This window comes from Sphingomonas glacialis (genome assembly GCF_006439055.1).
In the GTDB taxonomy this organism is placed as follows: domain Bacteria; phylum Pseudomonadota; class Alphaproteobacteria; order Sphingomonadales; family Sphingomonadaceae; genus Sphingomonas; species Sphingomonas glacialis_A.
In genome coordinates, this window is the sequence record NZ_RCZC01000001.1 from 340479 (window position 1) to 363155 (window position 22677).

Below are 22677 nucleotides of genomic sequence, written 5' to 3' on the forward strand. Positions count from 1 at the left end.
GAGTGGCTTGCTTACACACATGTCAATGAGCGATCCTGAAGCCATTTGGCGCGAATCCTACCGTCACCCCAATGCCTGGGACAGCCGCTATCCTCCGCTATCCATGGTCGATCTGTTCGATCAGGCTGCCGCGCGCGCCGGTAATGCGCCGCTGATCGATTTCCTCGGGCGGCATTACAGCTATGCCGAAACGCTCGACGGCGCCAATCGCGTCGCGGCGGGGCTGCAGGCACTCGGTTATGGGCCGGGCGACCGGATCGGGCTGTTCCTGCCCAATGCGCCGCATTACCTGGCGGCCTATTACGGCATCCTCAAGCTCGGCGCGACGGTGGTCAATTTCTCGCCGCTCTACACCGTTGCCGAGCTTGCGCATCAGGTCGAGGATTCGGGCACGCGCGTCCTCTTCACGCTTTCGGCGAGCGCCTTGCTGCCGACCGCGCTGAAAGTGCTCGACGGGAGCCAGCTCGAGCGGCTCGTCGTCGGCTCGATCGCGGGCGCGCTGCCGCCGTCGAAGTCGCTTCTCTACCGCCTGTTCAAGCGCAAGGAGGTAACGCCGCGGCCGCACGACCCGCGCATCCTGAGCTTTTCGCAGCTGATCGCCAATGACGGCAAGCACGCGCCCACGACGATCGATCCTGTCAGTGACGTCGCGCTGATCCAATATACCGGCGGCACCACCGGCACCCCCAAGGGCGCGATGCTGACGCACCAGAATTTGTCGGCCAATGCCCGCCAGGTGATGGGGATCGACCCGCACCCCAGCGAGCCCGACCGGATCCTCGGCGTGCTCCCGCTGTTCCACGTCTTCGCCAATACCTGCGTGCTCAACCGGACCGTGCTCAACGGCGGCTGCATCGTGATGCTGCCGCGCTTCGAGGCGGGCGCGGTGCTCGGCGCGATCACGCGCACCAAGGCGACCGCGCTGCCGGGCGTGCCGACGATGTACCAGGCGCTGCTCGACCATCCCGATATCGCCAAGACCGATTTCTCGTCGCTGCGCGTCTGCATCTCGGGCGGCGCGCCGCTCGCCGCCGAACTCAAGGCGAAGTTCGAGGGCGTCACGGGGGCGACCGTGGTCGAAGGCTATGGCCTGTCGGAAAGCTCGGGCGTGCTCTCGGCCAATCCGTATGAGCGGCCCGGCAAGACCGGCACGATCGGCCAGCCCATTCCCGCCACGCATCTGCGCCTGGTCGACAAGGCCGACCCGACCCAGCCCCCGCCCCCCGGCGAGCCGGGCGAGATCGTCGCGATGGGTCCGCAGATCATGAAGGGCTATTGGAACCGGCCCGATGCCGATGGCGAAGTGTTCGTCAGCGATGCCGCGGGGCGCTGGCTGCGCACCGGTGATGTCGGTACGATCGACGAGGACGGTTTCGTTCGGATCGTCGACCGGCTGAAGGACATGCTGTCGGTCTCGGGCTTCAAGGTCTTCCCGAGCCAGATCGAGGCGATCCTGCACCACCATCCCGCGGTCAAGGAGGCGATGGTGATCGGCCTGCCCGACCCGTACCGGGGCGAGCAGCCGCGCGCGTATGTGACGCTCAACGAGGATGTCGCGGCGACCGGCGCCGAGTTGCGCGACTGGCTCAACCCGCAGCTCGGCCGGCATGAGCGGGTCGATGATGTCGTGGTCCGCCTGACGATGCCCAAGACGATGATCGGCAAGCTCAGCCGCAAGGATCTGATCGCCGAGGTGATGGCGGAGACGCCGACCGTATGAGCTTTGTCCCGCCCGTCACCCCCGCGAAAGCGGGGGTCCCGCTTCTTGGCACCGCGCCAACCAGAAGAAGCGGGACCCTCGCTTGCGCGAGGGTGACGGTGGCGGGGTGTATCTCGGTCGGCAAGCGCTAACACGATGCGCGGGGGTTGGATCTACATCATGTCCAACCGCTACCGTGGAACGCTGTATATCGGTGTGACGTCCCACATCGCCGGCCGCAGTTTCCAGCATCGCGACAAAACCGGTTCGGACTTTTGCCGACGGTATGACCTAACGCGCCTCGTATACGCGGATTTTGCCGAAAACATCGCCGACGCCATCGCGCGCGAAAAGGCGATGAAGAAGTGGCGGCGCGCGTGGAAAATTGAACTCATCGAACGCGCCAATCCGAAGTGGCTCGACCTGTTCGAGACCCTCAACGGCGCAGCAGAAGAAGCAGCGGGATTCCCGCTTTCGCGGGAATGACGGGTCGTATGACAGTTGCGTTAAGGTCAACGATTCCGATTGTAACAATCTGTCTGCATAGACCCAAGACCAGTAGGGCTTCGGGGTAGTCGACGATGGACACTGTGACCAAGATCGCGATGGATGGCCTGTCGGGCGGCACGATCGCCGACTTTGCCGACTTCGCGCATTCGCAGCCCTCGATTCCCGAACGCACGACCTGCGAACGCCGGGCGTATCGCACGATCTGGATTTCCGACATCCATCTCGGCACGCGCGGCTGCAATGCCGACCTGCTGATCGACTTTCTCGACCACGTCGACAGCGAGACGATGTATCTGGTCGGCGACATCATCGACGGCTGGCGGCTGAAGAAGAAATTCTACTGGCCCGCGGCGCATAACGACGTCGTCTGGCGCCTGCTCAAGCGCGCCAAGCGCGGCGCGAAGGTCGTCTATATCCCCGGCAATCACGACGAGGTCGTCCGCCAATTCTGCGGGCTCGATTTCGGCGGCGTCGCGATCCGCCGCAACGCGGTGCATGAAACCGCCGACGGGCGTCGATTGTTGGTGCTGCATGGCGACGAATTCGATGCAATCACCCTCGCGCACCGCTGGCTGGCGCATGTCGGCGATGCGGCGTATGAATTCATGATGGCGCTCAATCGCTGGGTGAACGCCTATCGACGCTTCTGCAACCTGCCCTATTGGTCGCTGTCGAAACACGCGAAAGCCAAGGTGAAGAACGCGGTGCAGTTCATCTCCAATTACGAAGAGATCGTCGCGCAGGCGGCCGGCGCACGCGGCGTCGATGGGGTCGTTTGCGGCCATATCCATACCGCCGAGTTCCGTGATATCGACGGTATCGCATATTATAACGACGGCGACTGGGTGGAAGGCTGCACGGCTTTGGTCGAACATTTCGACGGGAGAATGGAATTGCTGCACTGGGCTGACGAGATTGCCGCGCGGGAGATATCCCGGCCGACGGCGAAGATCGAGATGTTGGCGGCCTGACGCGCGTGCGGATCGCCATCGCCACCGATGCATGGAGCCCCCAGGTGAACGGGGTCGTGCGCACCTTGCAAGCGGTGCGTGCCGAACTCGAACGCCAGGGCCATGAGGTTCTGATCGTCTCGCCCGATCTGTTCTATTCGATGCCCTGCCCGACCTATCCCGAGATCCGCCTCGCGTTCGCGAGCACTGCGAGCGTCGGCAAGATGCTCGCCGATTTCGCGCCCAACGCGATCCATCTCGCGACCGAGGGGCCGGTGTGCCTGGCGGCGCGGCGCTGGTGCCTGACGCGCGGCTTTCCCTTCACCACCGCCTATCACACGCAATTCCCCGATTACGTCTCGGCGCGGACCGGGGTGAACCCCGAATGGGTGTGGCGCTATATCCGCTGGTTCCACTGGCCCGCCCAGTCGATCCTCGCCTCGACCCCGTCGATCGCCGCGACGCTCAAGTCGCATGACCTGACCAAGATCCGCCATTGGGGCCGCGGCGTCGACCTCGCGACCTTCGGGCCGGGCGTCGCGCCGCTTGCCGCCATCGCGGCTTTGAAGGCGCAGGGCGGCGGACCGATCCAGCTCTATGTCGGCCGCGTCGCGGTCGAGAAGAATATCGAGGCGTTCCTCACCGCCAAGCATCCCGGTACCAAGGTGATCGTCGGCGACGGCCCGGCGCGCACCGCGCTTGCCGCGCGCTACCCGCAGGCGCATTTTCTCGGGCCGTTGTTCGGCGCCGATCTCGCCGGGGCCTATGCCGCCGCCGACGTCTTCGTCTTCCCGAGCCGCACCGATACGTTCGGGCTGGTGATGATCGAGGCGCTCGCCAGCGGCACGCCGGTCGCCGCCTATCCGGTGACGGGGCCGGTCGATGTGCTGAACCCGCAGGTCGGCGCGATGGATGAGGATCTCGACACCGCGATCGCCGCCGCGCTCACGCGCGATCGCGCCGCCTGCGCCGCCTACGGCCAGACCTTCACCTGGGCAGCGAGCGCGCGCCAGTTCCTCGGCGCGCTCGTCCCCGTCAAGCATCCCGAGGCGATCGCGGCTTGAGCGACTAGCGGCGATGCGGTAAATTGCGGCGCTGCTGTTGGAGGGATCACGATGGACGTACCCGTTGGGCCGCATTGGGAAAGCTTCGTCGAAGCGAGCGTCGCCGAGGGCCGCTATGCGTCGGCCGTCGACGTGGTGAACGAAGGCTTGCGGTTGGTCGAAGAGCGCGACGCGAAGATCAAGGCTTTGCGCGAGACGCTGCAGGCGTCGATCGCCGAGGATGTTTGGTATTCGGCCGACGACGTATTCCTCAGCGTGCAGGAAGATCTCGATGCTTGGGAGCGTGAGCGCGGCTGATGCGCCGCCTCAAAATCAGTCGGGCGGCGCAGCGCGACCTTAAAGCCATTGCACGGTACATCGCGGACCAGAGCGGCGGCGACATCGCGCGCGGCGTAATCGATGGAGTGCGCAAGCATTGCGATCGGATCGCCGCGCTCCCCGGTTCGCTCGGGAGTGCGCGGCCGGAGCTGGGCGCAGACCTGCGCAGTACGCCGCATCATCGCTACATCATTTATTTCCGCTACACCGAAGACGCGCTGGAAGTCATCAACGTGCGCGATGCGCGCCGAGACACGTTCGCCCATTTCGCCGAGCATGACCCCGAAATCTAACCCGCCGCAACCGCGCTTGCCCTCCCCCGCCATTCGCTCTACATTGCATGTCAGCACAAGTGGCCGCTCCGAAAGGGGCGGCCCTTTCCGTTTTTGAGGAGTATCCCGTGGCCCAGCCGCTCATGCCGCACGCGACCGCCGCCTGGCTCGTCGACAATACCGCGCTCAGCTTCGAGCAGATCGCCGAATTCTGTGGCCTGCACATCCTCGAGGTCCAGGCGATCGCCGACGATACCGCCGCGACCAAGCTGACCGGGCGCGACCCGATCCGCGCGCACGAACTGACGCAGGACGAGATCGACAAGGGTCAGGCCGACCCCGAATACACGCTCAAGATCCTGAAAGGGCCCGAGCAGGTCCGCCGCACCAAGGGGCCGCGCTATACGCCGGTGTCGAAGCGGTCGGACAAGCCCGACGGCATTTCGTGGATCATCCGCAATCATCCCGAGATCAGCGACGGCGCGATCGGTCTGCTGATCGGCACGACGCGGACGACGATCGCGGCGATCCGCGACCGCAGCCACTGGAACATCGGCAACATCACGCCGAAGGATCCGGTCACGCTCGGCCTGACAACGCAGCGCGAACTCGACGCCGCGGTCGCCAAGGCGGCCAAGGCCGCCGGGCTCGAAGCGCCGGTCGACACGCGGCTCGAGGGTGATCGCGAAGCGCTCATCACCGAGCTGCGCGCCCAGCGCGACCAGCTCGCGCGCGACGCCGAAGCCGCCGAGAATGGCGAAGTCGTCGCCCCGCGCGCCGAGCCGACCGCCGAGACGCTGTTCAAGCGCTGATGTATCTCCTCCCCTCCCTGGAAGGGAGGGGTTGGGTGTGGGTTGCTCTCGGGGGAGCGCCGCACTCTCCTCATACCGACCCACCCCTCGATCCCCTCCCTTCCAGGGAGGGGAGGAAGTAAGATGAACGACAAACCCCGCTTCGATTTCACTATCCACGCCACCGACGGCAAGGCGCGGACCGGCGAGATCGCGATGCGCCGCGGCACGATCCGCACGCCGGCGTTCATGCCCGTCGGCACCGCCGCGACGGTCAAGGGCGTCAAACCCGCCGACGTCCGCGCGACCGGCGCCGACATCATTCTCGGCAACACCTATCACCTGATGCTCCGCCCCGGCGCCGAGCGCGTCGCACGATTGGGCGGGCTGCACGGCTTCATGGGCTGGGACCGCCCGATCCTCACCGACAGCGGCGGCTATCAGGTGATGAGCCTCTCAGACCTGACCAAGCGCGACGAGAATGGCGTGACCTTCAAGTCGCACCTCGACGGCTCACGCCACACGCTGAGCCCCGAACGCTCGATCGAGATCCAGCGCCTGCTCGGCTCGGACATCGTGATGGCGTTCGACGAACTCGTGCCGACCACTTCGACCCCCGAGGTGCAGGCAGCCGCCATGGCGCGCTCGATGCGCTGGGCGAAGCGCTCGCGCGATGCGTTCGACGCAGGCGGCGTACATGCCGAGGGCGCAGCGATCTTCGGCATCCAGCAGGGCGCGCTCGACCAGACGCTGCGCGGCGACAGCGCAGGGGCGCTTATCGACATCGGCTTTGACGGCTATGCGGTCGGCGGGCTTGCGGTCGGCGAAGGCCAGGAGGCGATGTTCGCCTGCCTCGACTTCGCACCCGGCCAGCTCCCTGCCGACAAGCCACGCTATTTGATGGGCGTCGGCAAGCCGACCGACATCGTCGGCGCGGTCGAGCGTGGGATAGACATGTTCGATTGCGTGCTGCCGACACGCTCGGGCCGCACGGGCCAGGCGTTCACACGGAACGGTCCGCTCAACATCCGCAACGCCAAGTTCGCCGAGGACACCGGCCCGCTCGACCCGGCATGCGGCTGCCCCACTTGCGCGCATCCCGAACACGGCGGCAGCCGCGCCTATCTTCATCATCTCGTCCGATCCGGAGAAATCCTCGGCGCTATGTTGATGACCGAGCACAATCTGTGGTTCTATCAAGCGATGATGGCGGACCTGCGGGCTGCAATCGGTGAGGGACGGCTCAAAGCCTTCGCCGATGCGTTCCGACAGGCATATGATAGCCACGCAGAGAGGGTGTAATGTCCGAGATCAACGAAATCGAAGCCGCCGCGCGCGATCATAAGCGCGTCCGTGATGCCGCCGAGGCCAAGACCGAGCAGCACGGCAACTGGCCCGTCACGCCGATCGCCATCGGGGTCGGCGTCGGTTCGGCGGCGCTGGCGGCGGTGTTGCTGTACGTGAACCGGCCGAAGAAGAAATAATACGCTTGGCTAATCCCCTCCCTGGAAGGGAGGGGTTGGGGGTGGGTCGCTCTCCAGAGCGAGTGAACCTCACCCACCGGGCCGACCCACCCCTACCCCTCCCTTCCAGGGAGGGGAGGCGCGCGGTTGGTGTCCCACGTGATTGACACAGCGCGCCCCGCGCACGACACGTAGGCGCACCACCGCCCCCATCCGGAGCCTCCCCCCATGCTGTCCCGTGCCGCCCTCCTGCTGGGCGCCGCCCTGCTCCCGCTCACCGCCGCCACCGCGCAGCCCACGCCGACCGCCCCAGCCCCAGCAATCAAGCCGATCGCCTTCACCGAACGCACGCTCGCCAACGGCCTGCGCGTCTATGCGATCCGCGACACGACGACGCCCAACGTCTCGGTTCAGGTGTGGTATGACGTCGGCTCGAAGGACGACCCCGCCGGCCGCTCGGGCTTCGCGCACATGTTCGAACATCTGATGTTCAAGGCGACGCGCAACCTCGTCTCCGAACAGTTCGACCGGCTGACCGAGGATGTCGGTGGCAACAACAACGCCTCGACCAACGACGATTACACCGAATATCACGAGACGATCCCCGCCAACCACCTCCAGCGGCTGCTGTTCGCCGAGGCCGACCGCATGGCCGCGCTGGTCGTCGAGCCCAAGAGCTTCGCCTCCGAACGCGACGTGGTGAAGGAGGAGCTGCGCCAGAACACCAATGCACGGCCCTACGGCAAGCTGTTCTCCCTCTACTTCCCCGCCGTGTCCTACACCCGCCACCCGTACGCGCGCGGGACGATCGGCAGCCTCGATAATCTCGAAAGCGCGCAGATCGACGACGTCCGCGCGTTCCACGCGACCTATTACCGGCCCGACAATGCCGTGCTCGTCGTCTCGGGCAATTTCGATGCAGCCCAGCTCGACGCCTGGGTCGACCAGTATTTCGCGAAGATCAAACGCCCGACCACGCCAATCCCGCGCGTCACGGTGACCGAGCCAGAGCGCACCAAAGCGACGCACTACGTCGTCCATGAAGCCAATACGCCGCTCCCCGCGGTAATGATCAGCTATCCGATCTCCGCCGACAACCATCCCGACGGCCCGGCGCTCAGCGTGCTCAACGCGGTCCTGTCGCAGGGCGAGAGTTCACGGCTGTACGAGTCGCTCGTCTATCGCGACCAACTCGCGCAGAGCGCCGAGAGCGTGCTTGATTCGAAGCAGGGCCCGGGCAATCTCGCGGTGTTCGCGATCCTGGCGGGCGGCAAGACCGCCGCGCAGGGCGAAACCGCACTCCGTCGCGAGGTCGCGCGGCTGCGCGATACCCCGGTAAGCGTCACCGAACTCGCCGAGGCGAAGAACGAGATCCTGACAGGCGCACTCCAGGCGCGCGAGACCGCCGAGGGCGCGGGCCGCACGATCGCCTCCTCGGTGATCATCGACGGCGACGCACGCGCCGCCGACCGGCAGCTCGCCGCGATCGGCCGCGTCACCGCCGCCGACGTCCAGCGCGTCGCCGCCAAATATCTGCGCGATCAGCGTTCGGCGACGATCCAGTATCTGCCCGAGGACGCGACAGCCAAGGCGCCGCAGAACGACCGCATCGAAGTGGCCGATACCGTAGTGGTCTCGCCATTGGTCGCGCCGGGCAAGATCGAGGTGGTGACACCCGCCAGCGCCGCCGATCGGATCGCACCGCCGCCGCCCGCCGCCGCGATCGCCGCGGCGGCACCGGTGACGCACGAATTCGCGCTCGCCAACGGGATGCGCGTCGTCGTGGTCGAAAAGCATGATCTTCCGCTGCTGACCGCCTTGCTCGTGGCGCAGGGCGGTGCTGCCGACGACCGGCCCGATCGCGCCGGGGTCAACAGCCTCGCCGCCGACCTGCTGACCAAGGGCACGACGACGCGCTCGGCGACGCAGATCGCGCGGCAGATCGAGGCGCTTGGTGGATCGATCTCGAGCGATGCGAGCTGGGACGGCAGCTCGATCGAGGTGACAGTCAAGTCCGACCAGGCGACGCCGGCGCTCGCGATCCTCGCCGATGTCGCGCGCAACCCGGTCTTCGCGCCCGCCGAAATCGAGCGCGCCCGCGCACAGACGATCGACGGCGTCCAGGTCGCGATCAAGGATCCGAGCCAGCTCGCCGCGCTCGTCGCCGCGCGCGCGGCGCTCGGCGCCTCGCCGTATGGCCATCCACGCTCGGGCACGCCCACCTCGCTCAAAGCGATCACCGCGAGCGACATCCGCAGCGCGTATGCCAAGGCCTGGGCGCCCGCGCAGGCGACGCTGGTGCTCGTCGGCGACGTGACCCCCGCTCGCGCCAAGACACTGGCCGAAGCCAATTTCGCCAGCTGGAAAGCGACCGTGCCGGTAGGCCCCGATGGCCCGCGCCAGATCTACCCCGCGCCGCGCGTCGTCGTGGTCGACATGCCGGGTGCCGGCCAGGCTGGCGTCGTCGTGGCGCGCCCCGGAATCGCGCGCAACGACCAGGCCTATTATCCCGCGGCGGTCGCCAATACGGTGTTGGGCGGCGGCTTCTCGTCGCGGCTCAATCAGGAAATCCGCATCAAGCGCGGCCTCGCTTATGGCGCGGGCAGCAGCCTGCAGGCCGGCCGCCTGCCGGGCGTCGTCGCCGCGCGGACCTCGACCAAGAACCCGAGCGCGCCCGAGACGGTGTCGATCATCCTCGCCGAGATGAAGCGGCTCGGCGCCGAGCCCGTCAGCGCGGCCGAGCTCGATACGCGCAAGGCCGTGCTGGTCGGCAATTTCGGCCGCGCGACCGAGACGACCGGCGGGATCGCCGGGACGGTCGGCGGTTATGTCGTCCAGGGCCTGCCGCTCAGCGAACTCGGGCAGTACACGCAGCGGGTCTCGGCGGTCGATCCGGCGGCGGTGCAGGCGGCAGCGGCAAAGCTGCTCGATCCCGCGGCGGCGAGCGTCATCGTGGTCGGCGACGCCAAGCTGTTCCTGCCCGAGCTGCGCAAGGCGTATCCGAATGTCGAGGTGATCCCTGCGGACGCGCTCGAGCTCGACAGCGCGACGCTCCGCTGACCGGCCGATCGGGCATCCGTCACCCCGGCCGCGCGCCGGGGTGACGAAACCCCTGCATTAACCACCAATCGTATCGTCGCGAGACACTCCCAAAACAGCAGCATCGCCGCGCCCCGAAATCGGCTACAGCGCGCGCGTGTATCTGCAGGCAATCCTTGGCTGGGTGAAGATGCGGCGGCTGAGCAAGCTCGGCGCCGTGGGTCTGTGCGCGCTCGTGCTGGCGGGCGTGTCGGCGCATGCCGCTTTGCGCGCGATCATCATCCAGCATGCCAAGGCGGCGCAGCACGCCCCCGCGCCGAGCGGCTATGAGATCGAGGATCACTTCCCCGGCGCCGCCTATTTCAACGCCGCCGACGATGCCGTGCGGGGCGACACCGCCCCGGCGCGCGGTGCGACCGGGACGATCGCGCTTCCCGACCTGCCGCTCCCGGTCGGCGCTGCGGCGCTGGCGGGGGACACATCGGTCCGCGCCGCCCTCCCCTTTTCGATGGCGCGCGCGAGCGCGATCGACCGTGGCCGCGCGCTGCAATGCCTGACCACCGCGATCTATTACGAAGCCGCGAGCGAGCCCGATGCCGGGCAGCAGGCGGTGGCACAGGTGATCCTCAACCGCGTGCGGCACCCGGCCTTCCCGGCGACGGTGTGCGGCGTGGTGTTCCAGGGCTCGGAACATACCGGGTGCCAATTCAGCTTCGCGTGCGACGGCGCGCTGCAACGCGGGGCGCCGTCGCAAGCCTATTGGCTGCGCGCGCTGAAGGTCGCTGTCGCAGCGCTCAACGGGCATGTCATGCCGCAGGTCGGGCTGGCGACGCATTACCACACCTATGCGGTCACCCCGGCGTGGAACCGTAGCCTGGTGATGACCGCCGCGATCGGCGCGCATTTCTTCCATCGCTGGCAAGGCGGTTGGGGGACGCCGGCGGCGTTCCGTCAGCCGTATCTTGGGGGCGAGCCGGTGCCCGGCCCGCATCCGCGGCTCGATCCGCCCGCGCTGGTGAGCGCGGCGGCGGTCGTGCCGGTGTCGCCGATCGCCAAACCCGCGGCGATCCAGCCGGCCTATGCGCAGAGCGGCACGCCGATCGCGCCTGCGACGCCCGCGGCGGACACGCTGCCGGGCGACTCGCAGATCCTCGACCGCTGGAAGGACTCGGGCAAGCCGCTGCGGTAGGGCCCTCCCCTCCCTGGAAGGGAGGGGTTGGGGGTGGGTCGGCCGAGGGCGGGGGCTGCCCGCGACAACGGGCCAACCCACCCCCGGCCCCTCCCTTTCAGGGAGGGGAGGAAGCCTTACTTCTTCGCCGCGAGGTACTTGTCGAACCACGCCCGCGTCCGCGCCGCGACGTCGGCCGAATTGGCTGGCGCGCGGATGCCGTGGCCTTCTTCGGGGTAGATCACCAGGCTGGTCGGCACGCCCATGTCCTTGAGGCCATGCCAATATTCGACCGACTGGGTCGGCGGCACCTCGATGTCGCGCTCGCCGACATAGATGAAGGTCGGGGTCTTGGCGTTCTTGATGAAATTGACCGCCGAGACATCCTCATACGCCTTGCGATCGTCGTACAGCGTCTTGCCGAAGAACGGCAGCATCCACTGGTCGATGCCGTTGGTGCCGTAATAGCTCACCCAGTTCGAAAGCCCGGCACCCGCGACGATCGCCTTGAAGCGGTTGGTCTGCGTATTCGCCCACATCGACATGAAACCGCCATAGCTCCCGCCGGTCAGCCCAAGCCGCGCGTCGTCGACCGGAGCGACTTTCTCGACCGCGTCGATCCCGGTGAGGATGTCGCGCAGATCGCCCCCGCCGAAGTCGCGCTTGTTGGCGGCGGTGAAGGCCTCGCCCTGCCCGTAGCTGCCGCGCGGATTGGGCAGGAAGATGTAATAGCCGGCATCGAGCATCGCGCCGTAGCCGCCACCGAAATACGGCACGTTCGCCGCCGACGGGCCGCCATGGACGATCGTGATCATCGGCGCCTTCGCCTTGGGATCGGCGCCGAGCGGTGCGAGCAGCCAGCCCTGGACGTCGAAGCCGTCATTCTTCCAGCTGATGCTGCGCGCGGTCATTTTCGCGGGGATCGCGTCATTGTCGTGCGTGATCTGGATGGGCGCATCGACCGACCCGGCGAAGATCGCGGGCGCATGCGTGAAGTCCTGCGACACGGTCGCGACGGTCCCGCCGTCGGCGCTCCACGCGGCCTTGGCATCGCCCGCAGCGAGCGTCGACGGACGGCTCCAGCCGAGACCATCGGTGCTCGCGCGCTCGGCATAGAGCCCCATCCGGTCGCCGCGCAAAGCGGTGCCGCGGACTGCGGCATCGCGCCAGACGAGCGACGTCACGGTCAGCTTGCTGTTCGGCTGGGTATTGCGCGGTTCGCCGCCGGCGAAGGGCACCGTCCAGACATCGCCGCCGACCGAACCGAAATCGCTCATCAACCCGCCGATATAGGCGACGGTCTTGCCGTCGGGCGAAACGCGCGGGAAGTTGAGCTGCGTCTTGGGCTTGGCGATCGTGCGCACCGCGCCGGTCGTCGCGTCGACCGCGTCGAGCGTCGCGACCCACCAATTGTTGTCGCCATTACCGAGCGCCGAGGTGACGACGAAGCCACTGCCGTCGGGCGTCCAGTCATATTCGTAGATGTAGCGATCGGCAGGCGAGAGCGGCTTGACCTTGTCCGCCGTCACGGTGCCACTGACGTCAAACACGGCGAGCCGCTGCTCGTCGCTCTTCTCGCCGATCTCGCCGATCTGGCGCACGCCGGCCTGCGCCGCGCCGGCTTCCTTCGCCGCGCCGATCGTGACGAGCAAGGCAATCCGCGACCCGTCGGGCGAGAAGCGCGGGGTCTGCGCGATGCCGCTGACCGTCGCCACCGTATGCGGCTTGCCGTCATGATCGACGACCAGCGTGACGAGCCCAGCCTTCCTGTCGCGCGTCAGATACGCCAGGCTGCCGTCGGGCGCGAAGGTCAGCCCCGACACCGAACATAGCGTGCCGCACGGATCGAAGCTGCGCAGCACCTTGCCGCTCGTCGCACGGATCGTGATGCTGCTCTTGCTGCCCTCACCGTCGATCGTCGCGATCCGGTCGCCCTGCGCCGACAGCGCGAGCCCGCCATAAGAGTGCACCGTGGGTGCGGCGAGCGCCGGGCTGGCGGAAGCGGCGAGCAGAAAAGCGAACAGGCTGAGGCGCATGGAAGGGAAGCTCCGTCGAGTGATGGAGCGGGATAGCACAGTGCGGTGGCGGAGCAATCGCGCCGGTGCGGCGATCGGTTATGGCTTGCCCACCTGCGCGAGCAACACATCGACCGCCGCGCTCAACTGCGCATCGGTGCCGGGGCCTTCGCCGAGCGGCCGCGTCACCGTCACGTCGACCGGGCGCGGGTGCATCTCCATGTCCTGCCCGCGCCCATCCTGGATCCGCGTGCTCGGCGTGCGCACCGACGACCCGTCGATCAGCGGCTCGCCGCCGGTGAAGATGATCCACCCCGCGGTCGGCTGCCCCACCACCTTACCGAGCCCGAGCGCGCGATAGCCCTCGGTGAAATCCTCGGCATCCGACAGCGACGATTCGTTGGTGACGAGCACGGTCGGCTTGCCGAGCGCGCGCTGGCCGAGCGCCTGGCGACCGGGCAGCGGGAACAGGTCGCGCGGCGTCATCGTCAGGTAATTGGCGCGCGCGAACACGTCGATCGCAAAGCCGTTGATAAAGCCGCCATTGTTGTTGCGGATATCGACGACGACACCCTGCCGCCGCTGATTCTCGGCATCGAGATCGAGATAGAGCTGATCGAGCGATTCGGACGACATGTCGGCGATGTGGACATAGCCGAGCTTGCCGCCCGACAGCCGATCTACCAGCGCCCTACGATCATCGACCCATTGGCGATACGCCAGCCCCGCTGCCGCGCCGACCGAAATCGGCCGCACCACCACCGTGCGCTGCCCGTTCGCGCCCGCAACGCCGAGCGCGACGCGGCGGCCGACGCTGTTCTCGAGCAAAGCATCGATATTGCCATACGCGCCGATCGGGACACCGCCGACGCGGACGATCCGGTCGCCAGGCGCGATCCTCTCGATCGCGGCGGGACCGAGCCGCACCACTTGGCGCACGACGAGCCCGCGTCCCGCATCATAGGCGGCGCGGTCGAAGCGGAGGCCGAGATCACCGACGCGATTGGGTCGCGCACTGCCCGGCGCTCCAGGGCTGAGCGAGATCCCCGAATGCGAGGCGTTGAGCTCGCCGATCATCAGATTGATGATCCGGCGTTCCTCGTCGGGCGTCCGCGCGCCCGCGATATAGGGCTGGAAGCGCGCGCGCAGCGCCTTCCAGTCCTGGCCGTTGAACTTCGCATCGAAGAATTTGCGGTCGAGGATGCTCCAAGCCTCGTCGAACACGATCTGCTTTTCGGTGGCGAAATCGACGTCCATCTCGGCGCCGACCGGGATCGGCTTTGGCTTTGGCGTGTCGAGCGGCGTCGAGATGACGCGGCCACCGTCGAGATAGAACAAGGTCTTGCCGTCGCCTGCCAGCGCGAAATCCCCCTTCGGCCGGTCGCTCTGCGTAAGCTGCTGCGCCACCGGCGGCTCGTCGGCGAGCTCGTCGAGATTGTAGCTGTAGAGGTTGGCACGCCCCTTCTCCCGCGCGCGGAAGACGAGCGTCTTGCCGTCGGGGCTGATCACCGGCGTATCGGCGTTGAGCCCGAGCGGCAGGATCGTCGCACGGGCGCGCAGGCCTTCCCAGACGATCGACACCGGCTTGACCTTGGGCGCGGGTGGCGGTGGGGCGGCGCCCTTCTTGGCCGCGATAGGCAGCGGCTTGGGCGTCGCCGGCGCTGGCGTGTCCGACGGCGTGTCGGGCGTACCCGGCTGTTTGCCCGGCTTGAACAGGTCGCTGAACTTGTCTTCCTTGAACTTCGGCACGTGCGGCAACAGGTCGATCCGCACGATGCGCGAATCCTCGCTGCGCTGCGCGGTGTCGAACAGGATGTAGGTGCCGTCGGGCGACCAGGCGATGCCGCCCATCTGCCCGTTGGCGAGGAAGCTAACCGGGCGCGCCGCGCCGCCCGCGGCGGGGACGAGCTCGACGTTCACGAACGAGCGCGAATCGAGCAGCGGGAAGGCGATATACTGGCCATCGGGCGACCAGGTCGGGCGCGGACCGTCGCGCTCGTCGGTCGCGATCGCGCCGGTGAACAGCGTGCGATCGGCCCCGCCCGCGAGCGTCACGACGTGGAGCTCGCGATCATCGAGGACATAGGCGGCCGACTTGCCGTCGGGCGCATAGGAGGGCGACGAGGCGATGCCCTGCCGCGTCAGCACCGTCTCGCGCCCGCTCGCCACGTCATATTCGACGAGCCAACGCGCGAGGCCGCGCTCGGAAATGACGAGCGCGCGGCGGCTGTCGGGCGACCAGACCACTTCGCGTTCGGCGCCGGGGGTGTTGGTCACGCGCTGCGCCGTCCCGCCGTCCTTGGCCGAAGTGGCGAACACCTCGCCATGCCCGATCACCGCGATCTTCTGCCCGTCGCTCGAGAGCGCCATCCGCGCAAAGCCCTGCAACTGTTCATGGCGACGCGGCGTCGTGCTTGCCGCACCGCGCAGCGTGATCGGCACCGCGGCGGCCTGGCCGGTCGCGGGATCGTAGCGCCACACGCCGAAATCGCGTTCGAACACGATCGCCGACCCGTTTGCCGCCATCGACGGATAGAGCAGGCGGCCATGGGTGAAGTGCGTCAGCTGCTCGGGCCCCGCCCCTGCCCCGACGCCCACGCGCCAGAGATTCTCGGGCCCGCCCTTCGCGCTCATATAGACCAGGCTCGCGCCGTCGCGGCTCCACATCGGCCAGGCGTGCTTCTCGCCATCCGCCAGCAGACGGCGAAACGCGCCGCCCTCGGCCACCGGTTTCAGCCACAGTTCGGTCTGGTCGATGTGCGAGGTGCCGTTGCGCCACCATTGCCCCGCGCTGATGCCGCGCGTGTTGATCGCGAGCGTGCTGCCATCGGGCGACGGCGCCGCCTGGAACTCGGCGAGATAGGTCTCGCGGCTGATTTGCATCGGCGTGCCGCCGTCGACCGCGATGCGGAAGATGTCGGGCTGACGGCCGACATCGGCGACCCCTGAGGCGAAGTACAGATATCTGCCGTCGGGCGACCAGGCGTCGAGCTCCTCGCCCGCCTCGGCATAGGTCAGCCGCGTCACCGCGCCGCTCGCGAGATCGAGCACATAGATGTTGGCGTTGCCGCCGCGCGTCGAGGTGAAGGCGAGCTTGGTCCCGTCGGGCGAATAGAGCGGGCGTGCCTCGGTCGCCGCATCGGTGACAAGCGGACGCGCGACACCGCCGTTCGCCGCGACCTCCCAGATGTCGCCGCCCGAAGCGAAGGCGATCAGCGCGCCGTCGGGGGAGAGCGTGGGCTCGGCGAAGGCGGGCCTGGCCTCCTGCGCCACAACGGGGGCAGCCAGCATGGTCGTGGCGAGCAAGCTCGCGGCGGCGAGCGCGCGACGTTGGAATGTCATGGAAAAGCCCCCTGGCGTGACGATGGTGTCGGCGCGTTGGCGCCCAACAAAGCGCAATTGCGCGACAATCACAAGCCGCGCCGACGGGGTGGCTTTGCGGTGGTCGCATGGTACATCGCGGCGTGCGACCGATGACCTCCAGACCCGTTATCTTCGGCGCGATCGTGCTGCTCGCGCTGCTGCATGGCGCGCTGTTCTGGCCGGGAATCATGACCTGGGACGCGATCCGGCAATATGGCCAGGCGCTGAGCGGCCAATATGACGATTGGCACCCGCCGGCGATGAATTGGCTGTGGCGGCAATTGGGGCTGTTCGGTGCGGGGCCGGCGCCGATGCTCGTGCTGCAGCTTGCCCTGTATTGGGGTGGTACCGCGCTGTGGATGCAGGCGGCGTGGGCGCGCGGACGGCGCGGCGCGACCGGCGCGATCGCCTTGCTCGCGCTATCGCCGATCGTGCTGGTGCTGGTGGGGACGATCCTCAAGGACAGCCTGTTCGCGGGCACGCTGCTGCTCGCGAGCGGCTTGCTCGCCGCGCGACCGGGCGACCGCGCCGCGCGGATCGTCGCCGCGCTGCTGCTCGTCGCGGCGGCGACGTTGCGATTCAATGCGGTTCCGGCGTGTCTCCCATTACTGCTGCTCGCCGTGCCTGCGGCGTGGCGGCGGACGGTGCCGCGGCTCGGGGCGACCGCGCTGCTCGCGGCGATCCCGCTGGTGCTCGCGCTGCCGCTCGCCAATGCCGCGCTGCACGCCAAGCGCAGCGGGGTCGAACTGTCGCTGGTGATCTATGATCTCGGCGGGATCGGTGCGTTCGCCAAGACCGATGTTTTCCCGCGCACCAGCGTGGCGAACCCGGTTGCGGTCAATGAAGACTGCTATTCGCCGATCTCGTGGGACCGCTACGCTTGGTGGGGCGCGGCGCCGTGCGCAATCGGCTTCACCACGCTCGACGCACCGCTCAAGGCCGGGCACGGCCCCTATGGCTGGTGGGCCGCGGCGGTCGCCGCGCATCCCCTCGCTTATGCCGAACATCGCCTCGCGCATTTCGACCGCAACACGCGCTTCCTCGTCCACGATGCCGATTTACCGGGCCTGTCGCCGCAGTCCGATCCGAATCCTTGGGGCTTCACCGTCGCACCGAACGGCTGGCGCAGCGCGCTCCAGCACGCCGCCGACGCTACGTTGACGACACCGCCCGGCTGGCCGATCTGCTGGCTCGCGCTCGGGCTGGGCTTGCTGGTGCTGCGTCCCAGGCTCGGCGATGGCGATCCCGCCGTCGCGCTGGCGTGGTCCGCGGTGCTCTATGGCTTCAGCTACCTCCCGCTGAGCGTCGCATCCGAAGTGCGCTACCACTTCTGGACGATGACCGCGGTGGGGATCGCGGCGGCGCTCTTGCTGTCGCAGCGCGCGACGTGGCAGCTGCCGCGCTGGCGGCTCGCGGCGGCCGCGGCACCGCTGCTGATCGTGGTCGCGGCGGGCGTCATCGCGCGCGCCTGAGGGCTGGAAGCGTTTTGAAGCGGCGCGTTCCTGCTCTAGGGCTGCGGCCATGAAGCGTTTCTGGACCAACGTCACCCTCGACGACACCCGCGCCGTCTTTCTCGACGGCAAGCCGGTGCGCACCCCCGGCCGCGTGCCGCTCGCGCCGCCGACCGATGGGCTTGCCGAAGCCGTCGCCGAAGAATGGCGCGCGGTCGAGGGCGAGATCGACCCGCGCGCGATGCCGCTCACCGGACTCGCCAATGCGGCGATCGACCGGATATCGCCCGACCCGGCGCTGTTCGCGCAAGGCCTCGCCGCTTATGCCGAGAGCGACCTGCTCTGCTACCGCGCCGATTCGCCCGACGATCTGGTCGCGCGTCAGGCCGCCGCCTGGGATCCGCTGATCGACTGGGCGCGGTTGCGCTATGACGTCCATGTCGAGGTCGTCACCGGCATCCTGCACCGCGCACAACCCGCGGCGACGCTCCAGCGACTCGGCGATGCCATCGCGGTGCGGGGAGCCTATGAACTGGCGGCGCTGTCGCCGATCGTGACGATCGGCGGCTCGCTGATCGCGGCGCTCGCGCTCGCCGAGCAGGCGGCGACGCCCGAACAGGTGTGGGACGCGGTGACGCTCGACGAGGACTATCAGGCCGAACGCTGGGGCCGCGACCCGCTCGCCGAGGCGGGAATTGCCACGCGCCGCCGTGATTTCGGCGCGGGCGTGCGGATGCTGGAATTGCTGCGGTAGGCGCTCGGAACAGACACCACCCTCTTCGTCACCCCGGCACAAGGCCGGGGTGCCGGCTAGGGCGCGCGCTTACTTCTCCGGCAAACGCCGAATAAAACCAATCATCCCGCGCTGGCGCGAGCGCTTGAGGCGTTCGGCGGTCAGGATCGTCTGGACGCACTCGTAGCAATCGTCGAGATCATCATTGACCAGCACATAGTCATAGCCGTCCCAATGGCTCACCTCGGCCTGCGCGCGGTCCATGCGGCGGTCGATCACTTCCTGCGTGTCGGTGTTGCGATCCTCGAGTCGCTGGCGCAGCGTCTTGAGGCCGGGCGGCAAAATGAACACGCGGACCACGTCGCCACCGGCAAGCTGGAACAGCTGCTGCGCGCCCTGCCAGTCGATATCGAACAGAATGTCCTGCCCGTGCTCGAGATCCTTGAACACGGTGTCGCGCGGCGTGCCGTAGCGCTCGTCGAACACGCGCGCCCATTCGAGGAACTGGTCGTCCTCCGCCATCGCGCGGAAGGTTTCCTTGTCGACGAAGTGATAGTCCTTGCCGTCGACCTCGCCCTTGCGCGGCGCACGCGTCGTATAGGACACCGACATCTTGATGCGGTTGCGCTCTTCCTTGAGCAGACGGTTGGCAATCGTGGACTTGCCCGCGCCGGACGGCGAGGACAGCACGAACATCAGCCCGCGACGCTTGAAGTTCTTGGGCTGGGAGGAGCGATGATCGACCATGCGCGCTAGTGGCGCGGGCATGCCCCTCCCGTCAAGGTTTGCTGTGCCGACTCAGGCGCGCGGCGTATCCTCGCCGAACACGCGCGTCTTGAGCTGGCCGAGGCCGCGCAGGACGAGCCAACCGGTCGCGAAGGTCAGCGCCAGCGGAATCACCGCCTTGACGACATTGGCGACGATCGCACCTTCGATCGCACCATCGACCGTGCTGTCATCCCCGTCCGAACCGTCGATCGCCGCGCCGATCGCGGCGCCAATCATCGTCGTAAAACTCATCGTACTGTCTCCCGTTCGTTACGCTCAGCGCACGAAATCGCCGATGGTTCCGGTAGCGTCAAACCATGCGTTCGGGGCGAACCAGCCGGTCGAAGGTCGCGGCATCGACGAGGCCGAGCGCGAGTCCCGCCTCTTTCAGCGTCAGGCCTTCGTGGTGCGCGTGCTTGGCGATCTTGGCGGCATTGTCATACCCGATCTCAGGGGCGAGCGCGGTGACGAGCATCAGCGAGCGATCGACCAGCTCGGCGATTCGCGCGCGATTCGGCTCGATTCCCTCGACGCAACGCTCGGCGAAGCTCGCCATGCCGACGGCGAGGAGATCGATCGAGCGCAGCAGCGCGGCGCCGAGCATCGGCTTGAACACGTTGAGTTCGAGATGCCCCTGCAAGCCGCCGATCGTGATCGCCTGGTGGTTGCCGATCACTTGTGCGGCGACCATCGTCAGCATTTCGCACTGCGTCGGGTTGACCTTGCCCGGCATGATCGAGCTGCCCGGCTCGTTCTCGGGCAGATGCAGTTCGCCGAGCCCCGAGCGCGGGCCGGAACCCAGCAAACGGATATCGTTGGCGATCTTGGTCAGCGCGACGGCGAGAGTGTTGAGCGTTCCCGAGACGTGGACGATCGGGTCGTTCGACGCGAGCGCCTCGAACTTGTTGGGCATCGTCTCGAAGGCGAGTCCCGTCAGCCGCGCGATCTCGGCGGCGATCGCGACATCGAAGCCGGCGGGCGCGTTGAGCCCGGTGCCGACCGCGGTCCCACCCTGCGCGAGCAGCAGCATGTTGTGCGTGATCGCGGGTTCGATGCGGTGGTAGCAACGGTAGAGCTGCACCGCGTAGCCCGAGAATTCCTGGCCGAGCGTGATTGGTGTCGCGTCCTGCAGATGCGTGCGACCGATCTTGACCACGTCGTGCCAAGCGTCCGACTTGGTCTTCACCGCACGGTTGAGCCGGTCGAGCGCCGGGAGCAGCCGCTGCGTCGCGCCAATCGCGGCCGCGATGTGGAGCGCGGTCGGGAAGCTGTCGTTCGACGACTGGCTCATATTGACGTGGTCGTTGGGATGGACCGGGGTCTTGCCACCGCGTTTGCCGGTGAGGATCTCGTTGGCGCGGCCGGCGATGACCTCGTTGACGTTCATGTTCGACTGCGTGCCGCTGCCGGTCTGCCAGATGACGAGCGGAAACTGGTCGTCGAGCTTGCCCGCGGCGACCTCGGCGGCGGCCGATTCGATCGCGTCGGCGATGTCTGGGGCGAGACCGTGCGCACGATTCACGCGCGCGGCGGCCTGCTTCACCAGCGCGAGCGCGTGGATGATCGCGATCGGCATCCGCTCGGTCGCGGCGAACGGGAAGTTCTCGATCGAGCGCTGCGTCTGCGCGCCCCAATAGGCGGTGGCGGGGACTTCGATGGGGCCGAGCGAATCGGTCTCGGTGCGGGTGTCGGTCATTCAGCCTCCTTATTCCCTCTCCCTTTGGGAGAGGGAGGGAGCCGCAAAGCGGCGGAAGGGTGAGGACAGGGTTAGGGCGTGTACTGCCCTCACCCTTCCCACCGCTGACGCGGCGGGCCCCTTCCCTCTCCCAATGGGAGAGGGAGACTTACTTCTTTCTTTTGAAATCCACCGCGACGACGTTCGATCCGTCCTCGACCGGCTTGTGGATCGGCTCGTCATTCTCGGCGGTGTCGTGCGGCTCGGGGCCGTCGGGAATATCCTGCGCCTGGAAGCGCAGTTCGAAATTGACCGCGGGATCATGGAAACCGGTGATCGCCGAATAGGGAATCACCAACTTCGAGGCGACCTGGTTGAAGCTCAGGCCGACCGAGAAGCGCTCGTCGTCGACGACCAGGTCCCAATAGCGGTTCTGCATCACGATCGTCATCTCGTCGGGGAACCGCTCGAGCAGCCGCTGCGGGATGTCGACGCCGGGTGCCTGCGTCTTAAAGGTGATATAGAAATGGTGCTCGCCCGGCAGGCCACCATTGGTCGCCACCGACCCAAGGACTCGGCCGACCACGGCACGCAGGGCTTCCTGTACGATGTCATCGTAGGGAATCAGGCTATCGGGCATGCCATCGCTCATGCGCCCTTGGGTAGCGCGGTTTGATGGCGGGTCAAGATTGCATGAGCCCCCGAGCGCGCTATGGGAGACGAATGCGCACCGCCACGATCAGCCGCCGGACCAGCGAGACCTCCATCGACGTCTCGGTCAACCTCGATGGAACGGGGGCGTTCCAGATTTCGACCGGGATCGGCTTCTTCGATCACATGCTCGAACAGCTTAGCCGCCACTCGCTGATCGACCTGGACGTCAAGACCGTCGGCGATCTGCATATCGACCAGCACCACACCGTCGAGGACACCGGCCTCGCGATCGGCGCGGCGATCCTTGAGGCGTTGGGCGAAAAGCGCGGCATCCGCCGCTACGCCGACGCGCATTCGCCGATGGACGAGACGCTGACGCGCGTCGCGATCGACATTTCGGGACGGCCGTATCTCGTGTGGAAGACCGAATTCTCGCAGAAGAAACTGGGCGAGATGGACACCGAGATGTTCGAGCATTTCTTCCACTCGTTCGCGCAGACCGCGGGGATCACGCTCCACATCGAGACGCTGTACGGGTCGAACAACCATCACATCGCCGAGGCGGCGTTCAAGGGCGTGGCGCGGGCGTTGCGCGAAGCGGTCGAGCTTGATCCGCGCAAGGCGGGGGTGATCCCCAGCACCAAGGGGACGTTGTGAGCTGCGCGTCGCCCCGGCGGAGGCCGGGGCCGCTACGCAATGTGGCGAGCGGTCCGCACAGCACCTCAGCGGCCCCGGCCTCCGCCG

At 67.4% G+C, this 22677-nt stretch carries 20 protein-coding genes; 14 read left to right on the forward strand and 6 right to left on the reverse strand.

Annotated features, from left to right (window positions below; all coding sequences use genetic code 11):
• Positions 1-25: 25 nt before the first annotated feature.
• The 11 genes from EAH76_RS01580 (at position 26) to EAH76_RS01630 (ending at position 11295) form a co-directional block, all read left to right on the forward strand.
• Entirely contained in the window at positions 26-1720 is a 1695-nt protein-coding gene (locus EAH76_RS01580; RefSeq protein ID WP_140847083.1) for an AMP-binding protein, read from the forward strand.
• Positions 1721-1855: 135 nt separating this feature from the next.
• On the forward strand, positions 1856-2185 hold the full coding sequence (locus tag EAH76_RS01585) for a GIY-YIG nuclease family protein (RefSeq protein ID WP_140847086.1): 330 nt from the start codon (positions 1856-1858) through the stop codon (positions 2183-2185).
• A gap of 95 nt (positions 2186-2280) precedes the next feature.
• Positions 2281-3180, forward strand: coding sequence for a UDP-2,3-diacylglucosamine diphosphatase (locus EAH76_RS01590; protein ID WP_140847089.1), 900 nt, complete (start codon positions 2281-2283; stop codon positions 3178-3180).
• Between the two features lie 5 nt (positions 3181-3185).
• The gene (locus EAH76_RS01595) at positions 3186-4223 is read left to right on the forward strand and encodes a glycosyltransferase family 4 protein (RefSeq protein ID WP_140847093.1); all 1038 of its coding nucleotides are present in this window, start codon (positions 3186-3188) and stop codon (positions 4221-4223) included.
• Positions 4224-4274: 51 nt separating this feature from the next.
• On the forward strand, positions 4275-4520 hold the full coding sequence (locus tag EAH76_RS01600; protein WP_140847097.1) for a type II toxin-antitoxin system ParD family antitoxin: 246 nt from the start codon (positions 4275-4277) through the stop codon (positions 4518-4520).
• Positions 4520-4834 carry a type II toxin-antitoxin system RelE/ParE family toxin gene (locus EAH76_RS01605; protein ID WP_140847100.1) on the forward strand — a complete coding sequence of 105 codons (315 nt, stop codon included), beginning with the start codon at positions 4520-4522 and terminating at the stop codon, positions 4832-4834. Before EAH76_RS01600 ends, EAH76_RS01605 begins: the two co-directional genes overlap by 1 nt.
• Positions 4835-4941: 107 nt before the next feature.
• Positions 4942-5625 (forward strand): DUF1013 domain-containing protein, encoded by a 684-nt coding sequence (locus EAH76_RS01610; RefSeq protein ID WP_140847104.1) that lies wholly within the window; start codon positions 4942-4944, stop codon positions 5623-5625.
• Positions 5626-5748: 123 nt separating this feature from the next.
• Complete coding sequence (gene tgt / locus EAH76_RS01615; protein WP_140847107.1) at positions 5749-6906, forward strand: tRNA guanosine(34) transglycosylase Tgt; 1158 nt, start codon at positions 5749-5751, stop codon at positions 6904-6906.
• Complete coding sequence (locus tag EAH76_RS01620) at positions 6906-7088, forward strand: hypothetical protein (protein ID WP_140847110.1); 183 nt, start codon at positions 6906-6908, stop codon at positions 7086-7088. Before tgt ends, EAH76_RS01620 begins: the two co-directional genes overlap by 1 nt.
• Positions 7089-7295: 207 nt before the next feature.
• Positions 7296-10127, forward strand: a complete 2832-nt coding sequence (locus EAH76_RS01625; RefSeq protein ID WP_140847113.1) for a M16 family metallopeptidase — start codon at positions 7296-7298, stop codon at positions 10125-10127.
• Positions 10128-10263: 136 nt separating this feature from the next.
• Positions 10264-11295, forward strand: a complete 1032-nt coding sequence (locus tag EAH76_RS01630; RefSeq protein WP_194150926.1) for a cell wall hydrolase — start codon at positions 10264-10266, stop codon at positions 11293-11295.
• 116 nt (positions 11296-11411) lie between these two features.
• Here EAH76_RS01630 and EAH76_RS01635 read toward each other — a convergent pair whose 3' ends face one another.
• Both EAH76_RS01635 and EAH76_RS01640 read right to left on the reverse strand, forming a co-directional pair.
• The gene (locus EAH76_RS01635) at positions 11412-13310 is read right to left on the reverse strand and encodes an alpha/beta hydrolase family protein (protein WP_140847116.1); all 1899 of its coding nucleotides are present in this window, start codon (positions 13308-13310) and stop codon (positions 11412-11414) included.
• A 78-nt stretch (positions 13311-13388) separates the two neighbouring features.
• Positions 13389-16631 (reverse strand): S41 family peptidase, encoded by a 3243-nt coding sequence (locus tag EAH76_RS01640; protein WP_140847119.1) that lies wholly within the window; start codon positions 16629-16631, stop codon positions 13389-13391.
• A gap of 131 nt (positions 16632-16762) precedes the next feature.
• Here EAH76_RS01640 and EAH76_RS01645 point away from each other — a divergent pair, with 131 nt between their 5' ends.
• The gene (locus EAH76_RS01645; RefSeq protein ID WP_140847122.1) at positions 16763-18124 is read left to right on the forward strand and encodes a hypothetical protein; all 1362 of its coding nucleotides are present in this window, start codon (positions 16763-16765) and stop codon (positions 18122-18124) included.
• A gap of 49 nt (positions 18125-18173) precedes the next feature.
• A complete protein-coding gene (locus EAH76_RS01650) occupies positions 18174-18857 on the forward strand; it encodes an ATP12 family chaperone protein (protein ID WP_140847125.1) in 684 nt (227 codons plus the stop codon).
• Positions 18858-18926: 69 nt separating this feature from the next.
• Here the strand turns inward: EAH76_RS01650 and gmk are convergent, their stop codons facing one another.
• The 4 genes from gmk to EAH76_RS01670 form a co-directional block, all read right to left on the reverse strand.
• On the reverse strand, positions 18927-19583 hold the full coding sequence (gmk, locus tag EAH76_RS01655; RefSeq protein WP_194150936.1) for a guanylate kinase: 657 nt from the start codon (positions 19581-19583) through the stop codon (positions 18927-18929).
• A gap of 51 nt (positions 19584-19634) precedes the next feature.
• Positions 19635-19856 carry a hypothetical protein gene (locus EAH76_RS01660; protein ID WP_140847129.1) on the reverse strand — a complete coding sequence of 74 codons (222 nt, stop codon included), beginning with the start codon at positions 19854-19856 and terminating at the stop codon, positions 19635-19637.
• A 58-nt stretch (positions 19857-19914) separates the two neighbouring features.
• Positions 19915-21300, reverse strand: coding sequence for a class II fumarate hydratase (gene fumC / locus EAH76_RS01665; protein ID WP_140847132.1), 1386 nt, complete (start codon positions 21298-21300; stop codon positions 19915-19917).
• Between the two features lie 148 nt (positions 21301-21448).
• Complete coding sequence (locus EAH76_RS01670) at positions 21449-21931, reverse strand: SspB family protein (protein WP_140847135.1); 483 nt, start codon at positions 21929-21931, stop codon at positions 21449-21451.
• 71 nt (positions 21932-22002) lie between these two features.
• Between EAH76_RS01670 and hisB the strand changes: the two genes are divergently transcribed.
• Complete coding sequence (gene hisB / locus EAH76_RS01675; RefSeq protein ID WP_140847138.1) at positions 22003-22590, forward strand: imidazoleglycerol-phosphate dehydratase HisB; 588 nt, start codon at positions 22003-22005, stop codon at positions 22588-22590.
• Positions 22591-22677 lie beyond the last annotated feature (87 nt).

Excerpts from the sequence above, each read along its gene's own strand:
- EAH76_RS01580 (WP_140847083.1), top strand. The coding sequence starts at position 26 with ATGAGCGATCCTGAAGCCATTTGGCGCGAATCCTACCGTCACCCCAAT.
- EAH76_RS01585 (WP_140847086.1), top strand. The coding sequence starts at position 1,856 with ATGCGCGGGGGTTGGATCTACATCATGTCCAACCGCTACCGTGGAACG.
- EAH76_RS01590 (WP_140847089.1), top strand. The coding sequence starts at position 2,281 with ATGGACACTGTGACCAAGATCGCGATGGATGGCCTGTCGGGCGGCACG.
- EAH76_RS01600 (WP_140847097.1), top strand. The coding sequence starts at position 4,275 with ATGGACGTACCCGTTGGGCCGCATTGGGAAAGCTTCGTCGAAGCGAGC.
- EAH76_RS01605 (WP_140847100.1), top strand. The coding sequence starts at position 4,520 with ATGCGCCGCCTCAAAATCAGTCGGGCGGCGCAGCGCGACCTTAAAGCC.
- tgt (WP_140847107.1), top strand. The coding sequence starts at position 5,749 with ATGAACGACAAACCCCGCTTCGATTTCACTATCCACGCCACCGACGGC.
- EAH76_RS01620 (WP_140847110.1), top strand. The coding sequence starts at position 6,906 with ATGTCCGAGATCAACGAAATCGAAGCCGCCGCGCGCGATCATAAGCGC.
- EAH76_RS01625 (WP_140847113.1), top strand. The coding sequence starts at position 7,296 with ATGCTGTCCCGTGCCGCCCTCCTGCTGGGCGCCGCCCTGCTCCCGCTC.
- EAH76_RS01635 (WP_140847116.1), bottom strand. The coding sequence starts at position 13,310 with ATGCGCCTCAGCCTGTTCGCTTTTCTGCTCGCCGCTTCCGCCAGCCCG.
- EAH76_RS01640 (WP_140847119.1), bottom strand. The coding sequence starts at position 16,631 with ATGACATTCCAACGTCGCGCGCTCGCCGCCGCGAGCTTGCTCGCCACG.
- EAH76_RS01645 (WP_140847122.1), top strand. The coding sequence starts at position 16,763 with ATGACCTCCAGACCCGTTATCTTCGGCGCGATCGTGCTGCTCGCGCTG.
- EAH76_RS01650 (WP_140847125.1), top strand. The coding sequence starts at position 18,174 with ATGAAGCGTTTCTGGACCAACGTCACCCTCGACGACACCCGCGCCGTC.
- gmk (WP_194150936.1), bottom strand. The coding sequence starts at position 19,583 with ATGGTCGATCATCGCTCCTCCCAGCCCAAGAACTTCAAGCGTCGCGGG.
- EAH76_RS01660 (WP_140847129.1), bottom strand. The coding sequence starts at position 19,856 with ATGAGTTTTACGACGATGATTGGCGCCGCGATCGGCGCGGCGATCGAC.
- fumC (WP_140847132.1), bottom strand. The coding sequence starts at position 21,300 with ATGACCGACACCCGCACCGAGACCGATTCGCTCGGCCCCATCGAAGTC.
- EAH76_RS01670 (WP_140847135.1), bottom strand. The coding sequence starts at position 21,931 with ATGAGCGATGGCATGCCCGATAGCCTGATTCCCTACGATGACATCGTA.
- hisB (WP_140847138.1), top strand. The coding sequence starts at position 22,003 with ATGCGCACCGCCACGATCAGCCGCCGGACCAGCGAGACCTCCATCGAC.